11 protein-coding genes and 1 pseudogene are annotated in these 18,196 nt (G+C 71.3%); 4 read left to right on the plus strand and 8 right to left on the minus strand.

Annotated features, from left to right (window positions below):
* Positions 1–7: 7 nt before the first annotated feature.
* Both BXY45_RS12580 and BXY45_RS12585 read right to left on the minus strand, forming a co-directional pair.
* A complete protein-coding gene (locus BXY45_RS12580; protein WP_109774867.1) occupies positions 8–2,623 on the minus strand; it encodes a putative bifunctional diguanylate cyclase/phosphodiesterase in 2,616 nt (871 codons plus the stop codon).
* A gap of 110 nt (positions 2,624–2,733) precedes the next feature.
* A complete protein-coding gene (locus tag BXY45_RS12585) occupies positions 2,734–4,449 on the minus strand; it encodes a S8 family serine peptidase (RefSeq protein ID WP_109774868.1) in 1,716 nt (571 codons plus the stop codon).
* Positions 4,450–4,610: 161 nt separating this feature from the next.
* On the opposite strand from BXY45_RS12585, the gene BXY45_RS12590 reads away from it, so the two are divergent.
* The 4 genes from BXY45_RS12590 (at position 4,611) to BXY45_RS12605 (ending at position 9,569) form a co-directional block, all read left to right on the plus strand.
* Positions 4,611–5,345 (plus strand): TetR/AcrR family transcriptional regulator, encoded by a 735-nt coding sequence (locus BXY45_RS12590; RefSeq protein ID WP_211319525.1) that lies wholly within the window; start codon positions 4,611–4,613, stop codon positions 5,343–5,345.
* A gap of 1 nt (position 5,346) precedes the next feature.
* Positions 5,347–7,839 carry an MMPL family transporter gene (locus BXY45_RS12595; protein ID WP_109774869.1) on the plus strand — a complete coding sequence of 831 codons (2,493 nt, stop codon included), beginning with the start codon at positions 5,347–5,349 and terminating at the stop codon, positions 7,837–7,839.
* Between the two features lie 116 nt (positions 7,840–7,955).
* On the plus strand, positions 7,956–8,822 hold the full coding sequence (locus tag BXY45_RS12600; RefSeq protein WP_170131482.1) for an EAL domain-containing protein: 867 nt from the start codon (positions 7,956–7,958) through the stop codon (positions 8,820–8,822).
* 393 nt (positions 8,823–9,215) lie between these two features.
* Positions 9,216–9,569 (plus strand): hypothetical protein, encoded by a 354-nt coding sequence (locus BXY45_RS12605; protein ID WP_109774871.1) that lies wholly within the window; start codon positions 9,216–9,218, stop codon positions 9,567–9,569.
* A 26-nt stretch (positions 9,570–9,595) separates the two neighbouring features.
* Here BXY45_RS12605 and BXY45_RS12610 read toward each other — a convergent pair whose 3' ends face one another.
* From BXY45_RS12610 to BXY45_RS12630, 6 genes and pseudogenes are all read right to left on the minus strand, one after another.
* Positions 9,596–11,203, minus strand: coding sequence for a cell wall-binding repeat-containing protein (locus tag BXY45_RS12610; RefSeq protein ID WP_245961788.1), 1,608 nt, complete (start codon positions 11,201–11,203; stop codon positions 9,596–9,598).
* 468 nt (positions 11,204–11,671) lie between these two features.
* Positions 11,672–12,250: pseudogene (locus tag BXY45_RS24850) on the minus strand (NHL repeat-containing protein); the annotation flags it as partial.
* 112 nt (positions 12,251–12,362) lie between these two features.
* A complete protein-coding gene (locus BXY45_RS12615) occupies positions 12,363–13,742 on the minus strand; it encodes an ADP-ribosylglycohydrolase family protein (protein WP_211319526.1) in 1,380 nt (459 codons plus the stop codon).
* A gap of 168 nt (positions 13,743–13,910) precedes the next feature.
* Positions 13,911–14,714, minus strand: coding sequence for a sulfite exporter TauE/SafE family protein (locus BXY45_RS12620; RefSeq protein ID WP_109774873.1), 804 nt, complete (start codon positions 14,712–14,714; stop codon positions 13,911–13,913).
* A gap of 110 nt (positions 14,715–14,824) precedes the next feature.
* Complete coding sequence (locus BXY45_RS12625; RefSeq protein WP_109774874.1) at positions 14,825–17,413, minus strand: cell wall-binding repeat-containing protein; 2,589 nt, start codon at positions 17,411–17,413, stop codon at positions 14,825–14,827.
* A gap of 154 nt (positions 17,414–17,567) precedes the next feature.
* Entirely contained in the window at positions 17,568–18,041 is a 474-nt protein-coding gene (locus BXY45_RS12630) for a hypothetical protein (protein WP_109774875.1), read from the minus strand.
* Positions 18,042–18,196: the final 155 nt, after the last annotated feature.

Below are 18,196 nucleotides of genomic sequence, written 5' to 3' on the forward strand. Positions count from 1 at the left end.
AGGACGCTCACGCGGTGCCCACGCTGCGCGGGTTTGTTTGCGAGGTGTTGTCGGTGGTGTGCCAGCGGAACATCGAGCTGTCGAGGTGGTCGGCGGGCATGGGGCGGCTGATGACGTATCCCTGGATGAGGTCGACGCCCAGGTCGCGTAGTTGCTCCAGTACGTGGTGGTCTTCGACGCCTTCGGCGACCACGCGTAGTCCCAGGGCGTCCTTGAGGGCGGTGATGCTGCGGATGAGCGCCGCGCTGACGGCGACGTTCTCGGGGGAGTGGGTGGCTTCCAGTCCTCGCACGAAGCTCCTGTCGATCTTCAGTTCGCGGACTGGGAGCCGTTGCAGGTAGGACAGGCTGGAGTAGCCGGTGCCGAAGTCGTCCAGGGAGATGGTCACGCCGATGGCGGCGAGGCGTTCCAGCACTTCGATCGTGCGCCGTGGGTCTTCCACCATGGAGCTCTCGGTCATCTCCAGCGTCAAGCGTGATGCGGGGACACCGGCGACGGCGAGGGCGGCGGCCACCTTCTCGGGTAGCTCCGGGTCGACGACGTTGCGCGCTGAGAGGTTGACCGCCACCGACAGGTCGATGCCTTGGTCTTGCCAGCGCCGGGCCTGGTGCAGTGCTTTGCCGAGGAGGTGGTGGGTGAACGGCTCGATGAGTGCGGTTGATTCCGCCAGTGGCACGAAGGTGTCCGGGGAGAGGCGGCCGAGGCGGGGGTGGTCCCAGCGGACGAGGGATTCCACGGAGGTGACGAGGCCGAAGGCGAGGTCGAGTTTGGGCTGGTAGTGCAGGGCGAGTTCTTCGTCTTCCAGGGCGCGGTGCAGGTCGGCGAGGAGCCCGACGCGTTCGGCGCGTCCTTCGTCCATGGAGGCGGTGTAGGCGACCGGTCCGCGGGAGCCGGGTGGGGCGGCGGTGCGTGCGGTGTCGGCGCGGCGTAGCACGTCGCCCAGACCCTCGCCTGGTTCGGCGACGGCGACGCCGATGCCGGCGCTGGTCGAGACCGTCGCCGAGGTCAGCTGTACGGGCTCTGCGACGACCTGTTCCAGGAGGGATGCGGCGGCCAGGGCGTGTACGAGCGGTGGCTGGTCGGTGGGTGGGGTGAGCAGTACGGCGAATTCCTCGCCGCCGACGCGGGCGATGGTGGCTTCGGGCAGGGTGTGTTCCAGGCGTCGTGCGACGCGGACGAGGAGTTCCTCGCCGGCGTGGTGGCCCAGGACGGTGTTGACCTCACCGGCGCGCTCGAGGGTGATCGCCAACACTGCGGTGGCGGTGGCCGGCGCACCGCCGCCGTCGTCGTCGTCCTCCTTCTCCACGCTTCCAGCGAGCTCCTCGGCGCGGGCCCGCAGGCCGGCGAGGTTGGCCAGACCTGTCAGCGGGTCGTGCGTGGCGTCGTGGCGGAGCTTCTCCAGCAGCCACGCGCTGCGCAGGGCGACAGCGAGGTGCCCGGTGAGGGTCTCCAGCAGCGCCAGGTCGTGCTTGCTGAACGTGGAGGTCTCCCCGAGGCGGTCGGCCACGATGACGATGCCGCGGCGCTCGCCGAGGTCGATCGGGCAGACCATGGCCTCGCGCAGGTCGTGCCCGGCCAGGAAGGCGGCGTCGGCGCGGTCAGGGGAGTTGCGTCGAATCAGCCGAGGGGTGGTGGTCAGTGCGGCTTCGGCGAGCACGGCGTCCTGTGCACGCCGGCCGATGCGATGGGCCACGGGCTCTGTGCCGTCCTCCTGGACCCTGTTCTGGACGGCCCACCCGCCGCCGTCCGCCTCGTCCACGGGCAGGAGGATGGCTGCGCGCTCTCCCCGGACCACCTGGCGCATCTTTCCCAGGAGCACCTGCCCCAGGTCGCCGGACTCGGCGGCGGTCTGCGCGCCGAGCTCGACGAAGGCCTTGACCACCTCCATCGACGCCTGGCGACGGCGTGCCGCCGCCTGCATCCGGTAGCTGGCAAACGCCAGGGAGCCGAGCAGCGCGAGCAGCGCCCAGCCGAGCACACCCCGCTCGAGGAGCAGCGCCGCGCTGAGCGCCCCTGCCGCGCAGACGACGACGAAGACCGCCGACGTGATCAGCGCCTCGGCCAGGTCAGCCGCGCTCAGGGGGCCGGTGTGGATGCGGATCACCAGCAGGACCAGGCAGGCAGCCACGATCTCGCAGATCGTCATGGCTGCGTAGACGACGAGTGCCAGGAGACCGTCGAGCACGGGCGCAGGGCCCGAGAGGAGGTGAGCCAGCAAGACCAGGAGGCACACGTCGAGGAAGTAGCCGGCGAGGTTGAACGCCACCTTGGTGGGACGCATCCGCTGCAGGGCGAAGGCCACCGCCGCGGCTGTGAGCCTCACCGCCACGAGGACATCGGGCGAGCAGTAGAGCAGGCCCACGGCCAGAGGCGCGCTGGTGAGCGAGAAGCTGTGAGCGTGGCGGCGCACCTCGATGTGCACCTGGCGCATCTCGGTGGCCAGCAGCACCGCGAACAGCACCACGAGGCCCGGCCAGCCGACCGGGGAGGGAAGCAGCGAGCCCGAGGGCAGCGACGTGAATGCCGCGAGGCCCGCGGCCGCGATGAGAACGGTCAGGAGAAGCGTCTGGCCACCTGGACCGAGGGTCCGTGCCGCCCACGACGTCGCGCGCTCGACGGCCATACCTTTCCCCTCCTCGGTCCGCTCGTGAACGGGCAAGTCCCCGTGACCTTCGGACGAAGGTCACGGGGACTTGAGAGGGGGACACGGGTGAGGCGAGCCTCAGCCCCGGATCAGGACCAGTTGTTGCCGCTCCAGCGCGAGCCCGACCAGCGGGAGCCCGACCAGCGGGACCCGTCCCACTGCACGGAGGACCAGCGCGAACCGGACCAGCGGGAGCCCGACCAGCGCGAACCCTGCCACTGTGTGCCGGAGCTCCAGCGGTCACCCGTCCAGCGGTTGTTCATGTAGATGCCGCCGGACCACGTGGCGTCACGGGAGGCGAGGTAGTTCCAGGTCCGGCCGTCCCACCGCTGCCCCTGGACATCGATCTCGCCCTGGAGGACCGCGCCGTTGTCGGGGTCGACGAGGTTGGCGCCGCCACGGGCGGCCTCCAGGCTGCCCAGCCCGTTGGAGGTCTGCCAGGTCTGGCGCTTGGAGATCTGGTTCTGCGCGCTCCAGTTGCCGCGGGCGGCGTTCTGCACCACCGACAGGGCCGACTTGACGTTGACCTGACCAGCGCCGACGTCCCGCTGGTCTGCTCCGTAGACCGGAGTGGCGGTGGAGGTCAGGGCAGCCTTGACGGCGTCGGGGGTGAGGTTGGGGTTGGCCTGCAGCAGCAACGCCGCAGCTCCGCTGACCACCGCTGCGGCCTGCGAGGTGCCGCTGCCGCGGAAGAGGCGGCCGGTGGCGTCCTGGTAGACGCGCCCTTCGGGGTGCTGGCGGTCGATCTGCGAGTTGTAGTCGCGCAGACCTGCGACGGACTTGCCCGGGGCGGCGATGTCGACGGTGCGCGACCAGGTGCCGCGGGAGGAGAAGTCGGAGCTGCTCGGCTGCTGCCACGCCTTCCAGGCGAGCGGCGTGAAGGTGTTCACCAGCTGGGTGAGGGTGGAGTTGTTCGGGGACGTCGACCCGACGGCGATGGCGTAGGGGTCGTAGGCCGGGTCGTTGATGCCGCCTGAGTTCTTGCCCTCGTTGCCGGCGGACGCGACGACGACGATGCCGCGCTGCCAGGCGCGCTCGATGGCGGCGGCCAGTGGGTCGCTCTGGTACGCCTGGGTCGAGTCAGTGCCGTAGGAGAGGTTGATGACGCGCACGTTCATGCCGTTGTCGCGGCGGTGCTCGACCACCCAGTCGATGCCCGCGATGACCTGGCTGACGTCCGTGGTGCCGTCGGTGTTGCCGAGCTTGAGCGCCAGCAGCTGGGCACCGGGGGCGACGCCCAGCTGGGCCCGCCCGTCGGAGCTCTGAGGCGTGCCGGTCCACGACGTCCACGTGGGGTCGTTCGCGCCGATGATGCTCGCCATGTGCGTGCCGTGACCGAAGGTGTCGGTGGAGAACCGCTGCGGGCTGTTGCCCTCGATGGACAGGTCCGGCCCCTGCACGACATTGTTCAGTCCGGGAATCTGGGCGACGCCGCTGTCGAGGACGGCGACGGTCACGCCCTTGCCGGTGATGGCCTGGCCGCGGGAGTCGGTCTGACCCCAGACGTCGCGAGCGCCGATGGCCGTGGTGATCGAGTACAGCGACCCCGGGTCACGCAGCGGGTCGTAGACCCTCGAGCTGGGGCTGAAAGAGAGCAGGTCGCAGTTGTGGTCGCCCCACATCGTGCCGTCGTCCATGCTGCCGGAGGTGGTGGCGCGGAGGTCGGGGCTGCCGGGGGTACTGGCCAGTGCGGGAGCGGCCGTGGCGAGGCCCGCGGCGGCGACGAGAGTCGAGACGACGACGGGAAGCCCGACGGCGCGGCGGAGCGCGGCGCGGCGGCTTCGGCGGTTCTGGGAAGTGGTCACGGAGAGAGACTGCTCGGCAACTTTGAGTAATCGCTAGCACTTCCGGTGGAGATCATCCTGCTGGCGCAATGGCTGTGTCGTGACCAGGGACACGTCTCCGTTGCGACGCTGATGCGCGTGGTGCACTGCGTGCAGCGTTGCACTGGGTGCAAGATTGACCCGTGCGATTGCTGGCTCAGGGAGCGACTGAACCGCCCGAACCGGGGGATCCCGCCGATCCCAGCGACCGCCGGGCGGCGCTCAAGGCGCGTCACCGCGCGGCGTTGGTGGCCGCGGCTCGCGCCCTGGTCGACGAGCGAGGCCCCTCCGGCTTCACCACCGATGACCTCGCCGCCCGCGCCGACGTCTCGCGCCGCACCGTCTTCAACCACTTCTCCCACCTGGAAGACGTGGTGGTCGCCGCTGTCGAGGCCCAACTGGCGAGCGCCATCACTGCCGTCCAAGCAGACCTCGCCGCCTCCCAGGCACGCTCCGGACCCCTGGACGACCTTGAAGCCATCCTCTCCACGCCGGAACTGGCGACCACGCTCAGCTGGCTCGGGCGGGCCCTGTCGGGGCCTGGCTGCGAGCCGGCCGCGGAGCGCGTGCGCGAGCAGGCCATGCGGCAGTTCGGCGCCGGGACCGCTCTCCGCCTGCGGGAGCGGTACCCGGACGTCGCCCCCCTCGAGCTCGAGCTCCTGACCACTGTCGTCGCGAACGGCATGGCCGTGGTGGCCACCGCGTGGCTCGACGAGACGGAGGGCGCTCTCGACGACGCGAGCCGCCGCCGGTGGTCCGAGCTGCTCGCCGTCCTGTTCTCCGCAGTGCGAGACGGCTTCGGCCGCCGCGTTGGCGCTGCGGTGACCGCTTCTCACGCTCCCGCTTCCACCCTCGCCCGCTCGACGGAAGGCGCCTGACGTGGCCCGCTGGCTCTTCGCGCTCGGACTCCGGTCCGCACGCCGCCCCCGCACCGTGCTCGGCACCTGGGGCGTGCTGCTCGCCCTCGGCGTGGCCGGCTACCTCGCCTTCGGGGGTGCGCTCAGTTCTCAGGTCAGCCTTCCGGGGACGCCGACGGCGAAGGTCGTCGACCAGCTCCAGCGCGAGTTCCCCGACGCCAGCGGCGGCAGCGCCACGGTGGTCTTCCACTCCGACGACGACGCCGCGCTGACCGACGCCCAGCGCTCCGCCATCGCCGCGGTGCTGCAGCGCGTGGCCACCACGCCCGGCGTCAAGGGCGCCATCGACCCGTTCGCCAGCACGGCGCAGCGCGAGCAGCAGGTCCAGCAGCTGACCGATGGCCAGCAGAAGGTCCAGGCGGCGCGTGCGCAGCTCGACGACTCCCAGGCCCAGCTCGACGCCGGCAGGGCGCAGCTGGAGGGGGTGCTGTCCAGCATGCCCGGCGGTTTCCCCGGGCAGGCGCGCGTGCGCGCGCAGCTCGCCGCGCTCGACCAGCAGCAGGCGCAGCTCGACGCGGGCAAGGCCCAGCTGGACGAGCAGGCACGCCAGGTCGACCTCGGCTCCCGGCTGGTCACGGCCGCCGACGGCGTGCGGCAGGTGTCGGCCGACGGCAGCACCGCGCTCGGCGTCGTGCAGTTCAGCATCCCGCTGCAGGAGGTCACCCCCGAGACCAAGAAGGCCGTGGCCGACGCGCTCACCGGCGAGAACCAGCCCGCGGGCGTGCAGGTGGCCCTCAGCCAGGACCTCGTCCAGGAGGTGCCGGAAGTTTTCGGGCCGGGGGAGGCCCTCGGCCTGGTCGTGGCAGCGATCACCCTGTTCGTCGTCCTGACGACGGCCATCGCCGCCGCCGTCCCGATCGTCTCCGCCGTGGTGGGCGTGGGCGTCGGGGTCACCGCCGCGCTGTCGCTGTCCGGCGTCGTCGACATGATCTCCGTGACCCCCATGCTGGGCGTGATGCTGGGCCTGGCCGTCGGCATCGACTACTCGCTGTTCCTGCTCAACCGGCACCGCCGCCAGCTGCTCCACGGCATGCCGCTGCGCGAGTCGATCGCCCTGGCCACCGGAACGGCCGGCAACGCCGTCGTCTTCGCCGGGCTCACCGTGGTCATCGCGCTCGCCGCGCTCAACGTCACCGGCATCGGCTTCCTCGGGCTCATGGGCACCGTCGGGGCGTTCTGCGTGCTCGTGGCCGTGGCGATGGCCGTGACGTTCACACCTGCCGTCCTGTCCCTGCTCGGCGCGCGGGTGCTGCGTCGGCGCGAGCGCACGTTCTACGGTCGGCACGACGCCGCCGCCGAGGAGCAGCGCCGCGCCGCCGCCGAGGCCGAGACCGCCCGGCAGGCAGCGCTCCGGCCCATGGGCACCGTGCGCGCTGCGCTGACCGTGGTGCTGGGTGTCGCCGTCCTCGGGGTGCTCGCCATCCCCGCGGCCTCGCTGCGGCTGGGCCTGCCCGACGGCTCCTCGGAGTCCGTCGACTCCACCCAGTACCAGGCCTTCATGCTCACCGAGAAGTACTTCGGCGCCGGCGCCAACGGGCCGCTGCTCGTCGTCGCCGATCTGCCGCAGCCCCTGACGGGCACCGACCAGCTGGCTGAGCAGGTGCGCGTGGCCGAGGAGATCAGGGGTCTGGCCGACGTCGCCGCCGTCGCCCCGATCGGCGCGTCCGCCGACCAGCGCCTGCTCGCCTTCCAGGTGGTCCCCGACAGTGGACCCACTGCCGTGGCCACCGAGCAGCTCGTGAAGGACATCCGCGCCCTGCCCGAGGGCTACGGGGTGGCCGGCAGCGCCAGCGGCAACATCGACGTCTCCGAGCAGCTCGCGGGCGCGCTCCCGGGGTACCTCGGCCTCGTGGTCGGGCTGTCGTTGCTGATCCTCGTCGTCGTCTTCAGGTCGCTGCTCGTGCCGGTCACCGCCACGCTCGGCTTCGTCCTGTCGCTGTTCGCCACGCTCGGCGCGATCACCGCGGTCTACCAGTGGGGCTGGCTCGGATCCGTGTTCGGTGTGAGCACGCCCGGGCCGGTGCTGAGCTTCCTGCCGACCATCGTCATCGGGATCATGTTCGGGCTGGCGATGGACTACCAGCTGTTCCTCGTGTCCGGGATGCGCGAGGCGTACGCCCACGGCATGGACCCCCGCACCGCCGTCACCGCGGGTGTCCGAGCCGGACGCCGCGTGGTCATCGCCGCGGCGATCATCATGATCTCCGTCTTCGGCGGGTTCAGCGGCTCCGACTCGGTGATCATCCGCGCGTTCGGCTTCGGGTTGGCCTTCGGCGTCCTCGCCGACGCCTTCCTCGTGAGGCTGCTCATCATCCCCGCGGTGATGCACCTGCTGGGCAGGAGCGCCTGGTGGATCCCGCGCTGGCTCGCACGGATCATCCCCGACGTCGACGTCGAGGGCGCTTCGCTCGAACGTCACGGTGCTGCGGTGGTGCCCGAGCCTTCAAGGAGTTGATCGCATCTGCCGACCTCTCAAGGGTGACACCCGCCGCTCGCCGCCGAATGACCGCTCCGGCTGTCCCGGCAGCGAGGGCGCCCCGGGAAGGGAACCCGGCGGGGGAGCAGACGGCCGTGGAGGCTGCGCTCCGTGCGCTTCTGGCGGGCAGTCGCGCGGCGGGGGAGCTGCTCGTGCGCTACCAGCCGGTGGTGAAGGCCACCGACGGCGAGCCGCTTGCGGTCGAAGCGCTGGTGCGCTGGCGCCGACCCGACGGGTCGATGGTGCCCCCGGACCTGTTCATCGGGACGGTGGAGCGGCTCGGGCTGGGCGGTGAGCTCGACGAGCTCGTACTCACCGAGGCGCTGCGCCAGATGACCCGGTGGGACGCCGCGGGCATCCGCGTGCACCGCGTCGGCGTGAACCTTGGCCGCACGAGCGTGCTGCGCGACGACCTTGCCGACGTCGTCGCCCGCGCCTGCGCCACTGCCGGGTCCACTCCCGACCGCCTCGTGCTCGAGGTCCTCGAGCACGAGCGGCTCCACCTGGACGACGGCGCCCTGATGCGCCTGCAGGGGCTTGTCGACGCCGGCGTCACCCTCGGTGTCGACGACTTCGGCGTCGGTTACAGCGGCGTCGGCAGGCTCGCCCAGCTGCCCGTCGGCCTGGTCAAGCTCGACCGCAGCCTGCTGCCCGGCGCCGGCACGTCCCGTGCCCGCAGCGCACCCGACGCGGAGCTGCTGATCACCGCGGTGACCGCGATGGCGAGACAGACGGGCGCCGACGTCACTGCCGAGGGCGTCGAGACCCCCGAGCAGCGCGCGGTGTGCCTGCGGGCGGGTGTCGGCACCATCCAGGGATGGCTGTTCGCTCCCGCGATCGACGGCGACGCGGTGCTCGACTACTGGCGGGCGTGGTCCCCTGCCAGCGGGAGGTGCCCCCAGTCCGCCCCGGTGTCGGCGCAGCCTGCCGACGGCTCGCCTCTCGCGTCGTCGTCGTCCTGATCCTGCTGGTGATCTGGTCTTTCCAGCCTCAGCGGATGCGAAGGGCAAGCCGCAGCAGGCTGCCCACCACGCGCGCGAACTGCAGCGTGACGGAGAACGGGTTGCTGGCGGAGTGGCTGGTGCGGGCGGCGATCTGCGACACGGGAAGCTCCTCGTCGAGCGGGATGTCTGACGGGGCATGAGGTTAGGGACGGCTCCGCGGCGCCGCGGCTGATCAGCGAATCGTCCCGATTCGGCACGGCGCGGCGGCGAGGACACGCCTGCGCCTGGTCGCTGATCCACCGGGGTGACGCGAAGCGGCCGGTCGAGTGTCCCCCGCTCGTGGGCCGGAACCCGAACGGCTAACGGGCCGATGTACCGGGTGTGACCAGACGCAGCGATGCTCTGAAGGGCGTGGAGCAACAGCTCCTCGCTCTCGTGGCCGTGCCCGGCCGTCCCGTCGACCTCGCATCGATGGCCGGACCGCGGCACCTCTTCCGCGCCGTGGCGTTCATCCAGCGCGACGGCGACCCCCAGCCGCAGGTCGGCATCGACTCCGACGGCGACCTGCAGTGCCGCTGGGCGGCCGACGGCCTCGAGCTCGTCGTGACCGTCGAAGAGCGGGGCGCCGGATACGTCTGGGCCCTCGACTCCGCCGGTGACGAGCTCATGTACGCCGAGTGGAAGCCCACCGAGCAGCCGCACGGGCTGTGGGACAGCGCCGGTCAGCTGCTGCGGACGCCCCAGGAGCTGGCAGACGCCTGCTGATCGTGTGCTGATCGTGTGCTGAGGGGTCAGCTGGTCGCGTTCTTCGAGAACGACGACGCCGTGCTGGAGGAGACCACGCCCGACCCGCCGAAGACGAGGGCCGAGCTGGCCTTGCCCTTCTTGGCCAGCGACGTGATCGCCGTCGACGCAGACGACGAGAGCGAGTCCGGCGGGGTGAGCAGCAGCGGACCGTCGAGGTTGCCCATCGCCGCGGCTCCCGCCAGCGCGTCAGGCCAGTTCGTGCCCGTCGCCAGGCCGACCGACCGCACCGAGGAGGAGCCGGTCGGGGAGGTGAACAGCTCGGCGACCTTGCGGGCGGTGTCGTACCTGTCGGTGCCGATGACGGCGCGCTCCGCGCCGTGGCCGCTCGTCGCCGTGGCGGCGGGGCCGCCGATGGCCACGAGGAGCTCGCTGTTCGGGTCGTACGTCTGCAGGTACTTCAGCGTGGCGTCCGGCATCTTGGCGCCGTCGGTGAGCAGCACGACGCCGCCCGTGCGGGCGGCAAGCGCCGCCACGGCCAGGCCGTCGGGGTAGTTCGCGCCGCTGGCCACGTAGATGGGGGCGCTGGAGCCGCCGTCGTCCACGGCTGTCTGAGCCGCGATCTTGACGGCGGTGTCGAACCTGTCCGTGCCCGAGATGCGGTTGATCGTGTACTTGGCGTTCACGGCCTTCAGCGAGGTCTCCACGGCGGCGGAGACCGCTGACGTGCCACCCAGTAGGTACACGGTGCCGACGGCGGTCTGCTTCGGAGCGGTGCTCTCGGCAGCGGCGAGGCCCTGGAACGACGTCGTACTGGCGGCTGCGGTGGAGGGGACCGCCAGCACGCGCGCCACCTCCGTGGCCACTTCGATGTTGAGGGCCAGCGGGTCGGTCAGCAGCAGCGGACCACCGACGGCCGAGGCGAGACGTGCGCCGGCGAGGGAGTCGGCGTAGTTGGTGGAGGAGGCGATGACGACGGCGCGGCTGCTCCCCGCGCCCGGGAACAGCTGCTGCGACACCGAGACGGCGGTCTGGATGCGGGTGGTGCCCTCGTAGCGGGTCAGGCCCGCGGACGGCTGGACGACGCCGCCGAACGGGGTGACGGCGTTGGAGGCGTCGGAGTCGACGCCGTCGCCGAACGCGTTGACTGCGGCGATCTTGAACTTGTACGAGGTACCGGATGAGAGCCCGGTGACCACCGTGCTGGTCGCGGTGGCGGACGCGGTGACCGAGGTGCCGGCGACGTCGTTCACGTATGGCGTGATCTTGTAGCCGGTGATGGCATCTGACAGGCCCGCCGAGGCGCTCGGACTCGAGCTGGGGCTAGCGCTGGCGCTCGGCGTGGGAGCTGCCCACGTCACGGTTGCGCTGCCCTGGCCTGGAGTGGCCTTGGGTGCCGTGGCGGGCTTGGCGGGGGTTACTCCGACGTTCAGCGTCAGCAGCGTGAAGGACCTACCTAGCGCGTTGGCCGCCTGCACCTTGTAGATGAAGGAGCCTGCAGTCGATGGCGTTCCAGTGAGCAGACCTGTCTGGGCATCGATGACCAATGTTGGGGCCCCGACTGGCGTCTCGAGGATTGACCACGTAGCCGAAGGGTTGGCGGGGGCGCTGAGTGCCCTCGAGAGGGCATCGCCGGTCTTCATCGTGATGGTCATGGATGACGCGAGAACCGGTGCAGACGAAGCGCCAGCTGACACGGGAATCCTGATAGCTCGAGATAAGTTTCCAGCGGGCTCCACGGCGGTGATGTCGCCGGTGCTGGTCATCGCGATTCCGGAAATCGACGACAGGGGCGGACTCAGTGGGGTGCTCACCGTTGCGGGGGAGCCGCCAGCTGTCGCCAGCACCTGAACGGCTCCGCCGCTCGCGACAGCAAGAGCATCTCCGCCGACAGCGATTGACCCCGGCAATGTCACCGAGCCGACGGTGGTGAGGCCTCCGCTTCCGACCTTGACCACGCGGTTGTACCCGGTGTCGGAAATGTACAGAACTCCGGAGCCATCGATCGCTATGTCTTTGGGAGAGCTGAGGCTCGTTGCATTTGCGGTCGTCGGCGGTGGCGTCTGACCATTACCGGCCACGATGCTCAAAGGGTGCGCGGCTGCCGCAGTAAATTTGATCACTTGATGATGGCCGGTGTCGGCGATGTAAAGGTTTCCGCTCCCATCGACAGCCACTCCCTGAGGGGCGCTCAAGTTCGAGCCACTCACGGTTCCGTCGAAAAGGCCGCCGGAATTTCCCGTGCCTGCGACCAGCGTCAGGGCGACCGGGGACGCTATGGACAATGACACGACGCGGTTATTGCCGGTGTCCGCGATGTAGAGAGTGTTGTTGTAGATAGCGATATCGGAGGCGGTGCTGGAGACTGCGACTGCCGGTAAGGCGCCCCCCGACGAGACGGTGAGCGAGGCCAAGTCGATCAGGCCCCACGTTGCGGTGGCTGCCGTCCAGGTGCGGATCTTTTGGGCTGCGCCGTCAAGGACGTAGGTGACTCCGTTACTCACTGCCACCGCATCCGCGTCGGTGAGTGTTGAGCCAGCGATGGTGGTGGGCGCGTCGTAAGGACCCACCGCGGCTTGTGCTGGCGACGAGCCGGCGATCCCAAAGATGGTGCCGACGGCCAGGGTCGCCGTCACCGTAACGGCGGCAGCACCGAGGGCCGCTCGGTGGCGGGCAGGGCGCGGCAGTCGGCAGTCCACCATTTGATGGTCGCGCCCCGCGTCTCGCAGAGCTGGGAGCGACACGCCTCTACGCGTGAGCGGCCGCGTGCACAACTCCCATGATCACGATGAGTTCTGTGCACAGCGCCCATGATCACGGTTGGTGGAGGGCGAGGCGGGTGGTGCGCGCGGCGAGCTCGCTGATGCGCGAACCGTCGAAGCCGAACAGCGCGGAGCGCACGGTGTCGCGCAGCGGGTCGACCAGGTGACCGGGCAGTCCCGCCGTCCCCGACAGCACACCGGCCACCGAGCCCGCGGTCGCGCCGTTGGAGTCCGTGTCCCACCCGCCCATGACCGTGTACCCGATGCTCGCGGCGACGTCGCCGTCGCCTTGCAGCAGCCCGAGGGCCACGAGTGCCGCGTTGTTCACCGTGTGGATCCACGAGTAACGGCCCGTCAGCCGCTGGACGGCGGCGAGCCCGTCTTCCCAGGTTTCCCCCGCGGCGTGGGAGTCCAGCACGAGGCGCAGCGCCTCGGCCAGACGCGAGCGCGGGGGCACATGCTCCAGTGACGCCTCCAGCGCCTCGCGCGCGTCAGTCGCGGTGAAAGCGCACGCCATGAGCGCAGCCGCCCACGCCTCCCCATAGACGCCGTTGCCCGTGTGGGACAGGACGGCGTCCTGCAGCGCGAGTCGCACGGCGGCTCGCGGGCGGCCGGGGTGGGTCCAGCCGAACGCGTCGGCGCGGATCTGCGCGCCGATCCACTCCCGGTACGGGTTGCGACGGCGGGCCGTCTGCTGCACCGGAACGCCCTCGACGAGGTTGCGGTACGCGGCCCGCTCGGCCGTGTAGACCTGGTGGAAGGGCAGCAGCTCCAGCCACGCGCGGGCGACGTCGATCGTCCTCAGCTCTGGCCCGTGGCGCTCGAGCAGGTGCAGGTTGAGCAGCGCGTAGTCGATGTCGTCGTCGCGAGCTGAACCATCGACGTGACCCAGCGTCGTCTGCCGCCAGCAGTCCTCGCGGAGCCTCGCCCACGCCTGCATCGGGTCGAGCACCGGGACGTACGAGGTGAGCGGCCACGCGCCGGCGGTACGCAGGTAGCGCTGGAGCACGTCGGAGGTCCAGACGTCGCCGTCCTCCACCGGCTTGCCGACCATGCAGCCCGCCACCCGGCCCAGCCATCCGGCGAGGATGCGGTCGTGGACGACGTCGTCCGCCAGCGCCAGCCGTTCCTCAGTGCCGCTGCTCGCCGCAGGCAGGGCATCGAGCACCTGCGCGATCCCCTCGGGCTCCTCGTAGCGCCAGTCGGGGGAGCGGGGGACCTCCGCGAGCTCGTCGACGAGGGCCCACCAGCTCGCACGGTCCAGCGGGTCGGTTGCCTCGGCGCGATGGGTCAGGACGACGACGGCGTCGGCGTCGTGCCCTGACTCCAGCAGCTGCGTCACCTCCGCGCGGAACACGGTGCGGGGGTCGGTGGGGTCGAACGCCGCGTCGAGGTCGGGGGTGACGGAGTCGCCGCTGTCGGGGGAGGCCACGGGCGACACGCTGCCACGGGCGGGCGTGACGACCGACGTGCAGAAGTCGGGTGCGGGCCTGTCTGGAGGGGGCGTGGCGGGACTTCTGCATGTTGGGCGTCACGCCGCAGGGTGGCGGAAGCCCATGATCACGGACGGAGGGGGTGGCGGAAGCCCATGATCACGGGGTTAGAGGAGGAGCAGGGCGACGGCGGAGGCCGCCGTCAGCACCAGGGTGAGCCTGGTGAACAGCTGCTGCGGCACCCGGCGCAGCACCTTCACACCGATGAAGGCGCCCAGCAGCAGCGCCGGCGCGAGCATGAGATCGAGCTTCAAGGACTCGGCGTTGATGAAGCCGAGCTGCACGCTGAACGGCACCTTGGTCACGTTGACGATGGCGTACAGCCAGGCCGCGGTGCCGACGAACGCCATCTTGTTCACGCGCATGACCAGCAGGTACATCGAGGAGATCGGCCCCGCGGCGTTGGCGACCATGGTCGCGAAGCCGGCGCCGCCGCCGGCCAGCGCCGCCGTCACGCGACGCCGCACCGGCCCCCACGACGCCGGACCCGCACCGCTCACCTGAGGCGGCTCGGACGCGTCGGGTGGTGACGCCGGCCTCAGCAGCGAGCGCACCTGCAGCGCCGCGAGCACGAGCAGCAGCACGCCGAGGAAGCGGCGCAGGGCGACGTCGTCGACCGTGTCGAGGAACACCACGCCCAGCAGCAGCCCGCCGAGCAGGTACGGCAGCAGCCGGACCAGCAGCTTCCAGTCCGCGTGCCGGCGGTACAGCGACACGGCGATGACGTCGCCGAGGATCAGCAGCGGCACGATCGCGCCGGTGGACGCCCGGGTCGGCAGCACCAGAGCGAAGATCACCGCGACGAGTGTGCCCAGCCCGGAGAACGCCGTCTTGGAGAACCCGATGACCATGCCGCCGAGGGCCAGCAGTGCCCAGTCGAACGGGGTGAGGACGGAGAGGTCGACGCTCATCCCGCGCTCACGGTGCCACCACGGGCCACGACCCTACGCGCCACTCCGGTTGCCCCAGGTCAGCAGCTGACCCGGCGGCGCGAATCAGCGGCAGCCCTGAGCAGCGAGGTTCAGCAGCGGGTCAGGGACGCCGCGGCGTCCGACAGCGACCGCGTGCCGCCGAGCGCCGTCGTCGTCGTCGCCTTGAGACCTGCCACCTGGTCGACCACGGCACCCGGCGCGCACGAGGGCTGCACGAGCAGCAGCGGCGCCCGTAGCGAGGCGGCCAGCGGCCCGCCGGCGAGTGCGTCGGGGAAGTCGGCGCCGGTGGCGAGCACCACCGTGCCCGCCCCCTGGGCGTGGGAGACCTTTGAGACCTCCACCGCGGTGCCGTAGCGGTCGTCACCGGCCAGGCGCTGCACGGCGGCACCGGGGACGGCGGCGCTCACCTGCGAGAGCACCCCCGCTGACACCTGGCCGCCGAGGACGTACACGCGGCTCGGCTGCATCGCTGCCAGCGCGCTCTGCGCGGGCGCCGAAAGGTTCTGCGGGTCCGTGAGCAGCAGCGATCCACCCATCTGCGCAGCGGCCGCCGCGCCGGACAGTGCATCGGGGAAGTCCAGACCCGTGGCCAGGAACACCGGTCCGGTGCTGCCCCCGGCATCCGCGGCGGCGTTGCGCGCGACGGTGGCGCTCGTGGCGTACCGGTCGTCACCCTGCACCCGCTCGACCGTCCCGGAGAACGCGCGCAGCTGGTCGACCACGCCGTCGTCCACGGCCTTCGAGCCGCCAACCACAGTGATCCGCGAGGGCGCCACGCGGCGCAGCTCGGCGGTCACCGAGGCCGGCAGGGCGCCGCTGGCGGGGACGAGGACGACGGGGGTCGGCGAGCTGGCCAGCCCGGCCGCTGCGCCCGCCGCGAGGGCATCGGGGAAGGTCGAGCCAGAGGCGACGAACACTCGCTGCCCGCTGGTCGGGGTCTTTACCAGTGCCCCGGAGACAGCGGTGGCGGTGCCGTACCTGTCATCGCCCTGCAGGCGCCCGGCCACTGTGGTGGCCACAGCGGAGGGCGCCCAGTGGTCCTTGCCCGCGGGAGCCACGGACACCTGCGCCGTCACCGACCCGTCGGGGTTGTTCGTGGTGCGCACCGCCACACCGCCCGCGGCGCTGGTGAACGTGGTGCCCGGTGCCACGACGACGTTGGTGTCCGTGCCCGAGGTCGGGGTCGGGTCGAGGAGCAGGCTGCCGCCGTCGTCGTTGGCCTTGAGCACCCTCAGGCCGTACGTGACGCGGGTGGAACCGCCCCAGCCGAACGTGTCGCGGCCGGAGTTCGCGCGGACCTCGAGGTCGTAGACGTCGTCGCTGCGCGGATCGGTGACCACCACCGAGCGCAGGCCCGACAGGGACGACAGCGGCTGGATGGTCCACGTCGACGTCCCGGCGCCGGTGACCGTCGTACGGCCGCCGCTGGCCAGCAATCCCAGGCGCGCCAGCGCGAACGCGGACGCACTGCCCGTCGCCTGGATCGGGGTGCCGTCGGAGCGTGCCGCGGCGCTGGACATGACGTCGGTGCGGTCTCCGTAGTCGAGCACCGTGCACGAGCGGTAGCCGCCGGTGCGGCCGACCGCCTCGTCCACGGCCGACCCGCACTGCAGGCGGTCGGCGTGCAGCAGCGACATGTTGTGGCCGAGCTCGTGGGCGATGGCGGGCCAGCTCGCGTCGCTGACGTACGTCACCCCGCCCGCCCCGGGGGAGGCGCCCACCGAACCCAGCCCGTAGGAGCAGCCCGCGGCATACGCTTGCGGCGGCAGGAGCAGCAGCAGGTGGCGTCCGGCGCCCTGAATGAACCCGGACCGCTGGGCCGCCTCGCTCCACAGGGCGTTCGGGTCGGAGCAGCTCAGCGAGCTCGCGTAGCGGGTGACGGCGCCGTCGCGGCGGAAGCCGACAGCACCGCCGGTCTGCTCGCCCCAGTAGTCGCTCACCGACGCCAGCAGCGAGTCGACCGTGGAATCGGCGTAGTACGAGTCCGACCCGCCGAGCATCGAGACCGCCACCACGGTCACCGACTGCGACGACGTCACCACGGCCGCCGCGGGTGCGGTCGCCGTGACGACCTGCGCGGCCACCGGCTCCGCCGTCGTCGCCGCCGACACGGCACTGGCTCGCGCCAGCGCTGAGCTGGCGGGCGCCGGGGCGTCGGCCGCAGCGTCGAGGGTGCCCTCGGGGATGGTCGTCGTGGCGGCCGAGCGGGAGTCCGGGGTGGCGTCCACCCGCTCGCCGTCCTCGACCGCCTGCACCACCGGCTCGGGCACCTCGACGCGCACCGTGACCGCGCTCCCGGGCGCCACGTCGCCGACAGCTGCGGAGCGCAGCGGCACCCACACGCCTCCGACCTGCAGGTACGAGGAGACGGGATCCAGGCTGCGGGCCGGGCCGCTGGCGGGGCCGAGCGATCCGGCGAGGGAGACCGCGGCGGCGCGGCGTGCGGCCTCGAGGCTGCCTGCGCGCGTGTGGTCGACATCGGCGAGCACACGCAGCGTGCCCGTCAGCAGCGCGGTCGGCGCGTCAGGGTCGATCTTCGTGGCAGCGCTGGCGCCGGCGGCATCGCCGGTCGTCGGGATCTCAGCGGCCCAGGCGGGCACCACGAAAACGCCCGCCCCCAGGAGGCCGGCGACCGCCGCGACAGCGGCGTTGGCCAGACCGGGCACGGGGCAGCGCATCGAGACCTCCGGGAAGGGTGGACCTTCACCGTAGGTAGCGGCATGCGTGCAATGCGGGAGAACACGCGGAGATCCCCGGCCTCAGGAGAGTCTCAGGAACACCCGAGGCGAGGCCGGTGAGCGCCGCGCGGCGCCCTGGAGTGGGCCGGGAGCGTCAGGCGCTGATGATGTGGCAGGAGCTGGCGCGCGGACTTGTCTCGCCGTTGACGAAGAGCCTCACGCACGTCTTGCCGGGATCGACGTCGGCCGGCAATTCTTCGTTCGACAGCTTGATCCCCAGGGTGCGGCAGCCGGAGAGTCGCTGGGTGTCAAGGGTCTTCGTGCGGCCTTGCGCGGAGGTGAACGTAAAGACGATCTTCACGTCACAGAAGAGCCCGGAGCGCATCGCTGCCAGGCCCGCGCAGTCGACGCTGGCGGTCTGCGCGGTGATGTTGATGCCCTCACCGATGACGCTGTGGATGAGCGCGCAGCCGTACGGGATCGACTTCGTGGCGCCAGAGTCGTCCTGGTAGCTGAACGGGCTGATGGGTGACGCTCCGTACGCCGAGGCCTGAGCCGCGCCAGCGCCGGCAACACCCAGGGCCCCCGCGACGGCAAGCGTCATGAGGGTGCGCAGGGCACGACGCATGAGGGGCCTCTCGTCAAAACGGTTGAGCACTTGATAGTCGAGATCACCCGTCCAGGGCAAGTGGGCGAGGCGAGCCGCGTGCGGCTCGCCGCCGTGTGGCCTCTCACCAGGACGTTCTCGGCTACCCCGAAGCGCAACCGACGGTCATTTCGAGG

The sequence above is a fragment of the Quadrisphaera granulorum genome, assembly GCF_003149145.1.
In the GTDB taxonomy this organism is placed as follows: domain Bacteria; phylum Actinomycetota; class Actinomycetes; order Actinomycetales; family Quadrisphaeraceae; genus Quadrisphaera; species Quadrisphaera granulorum.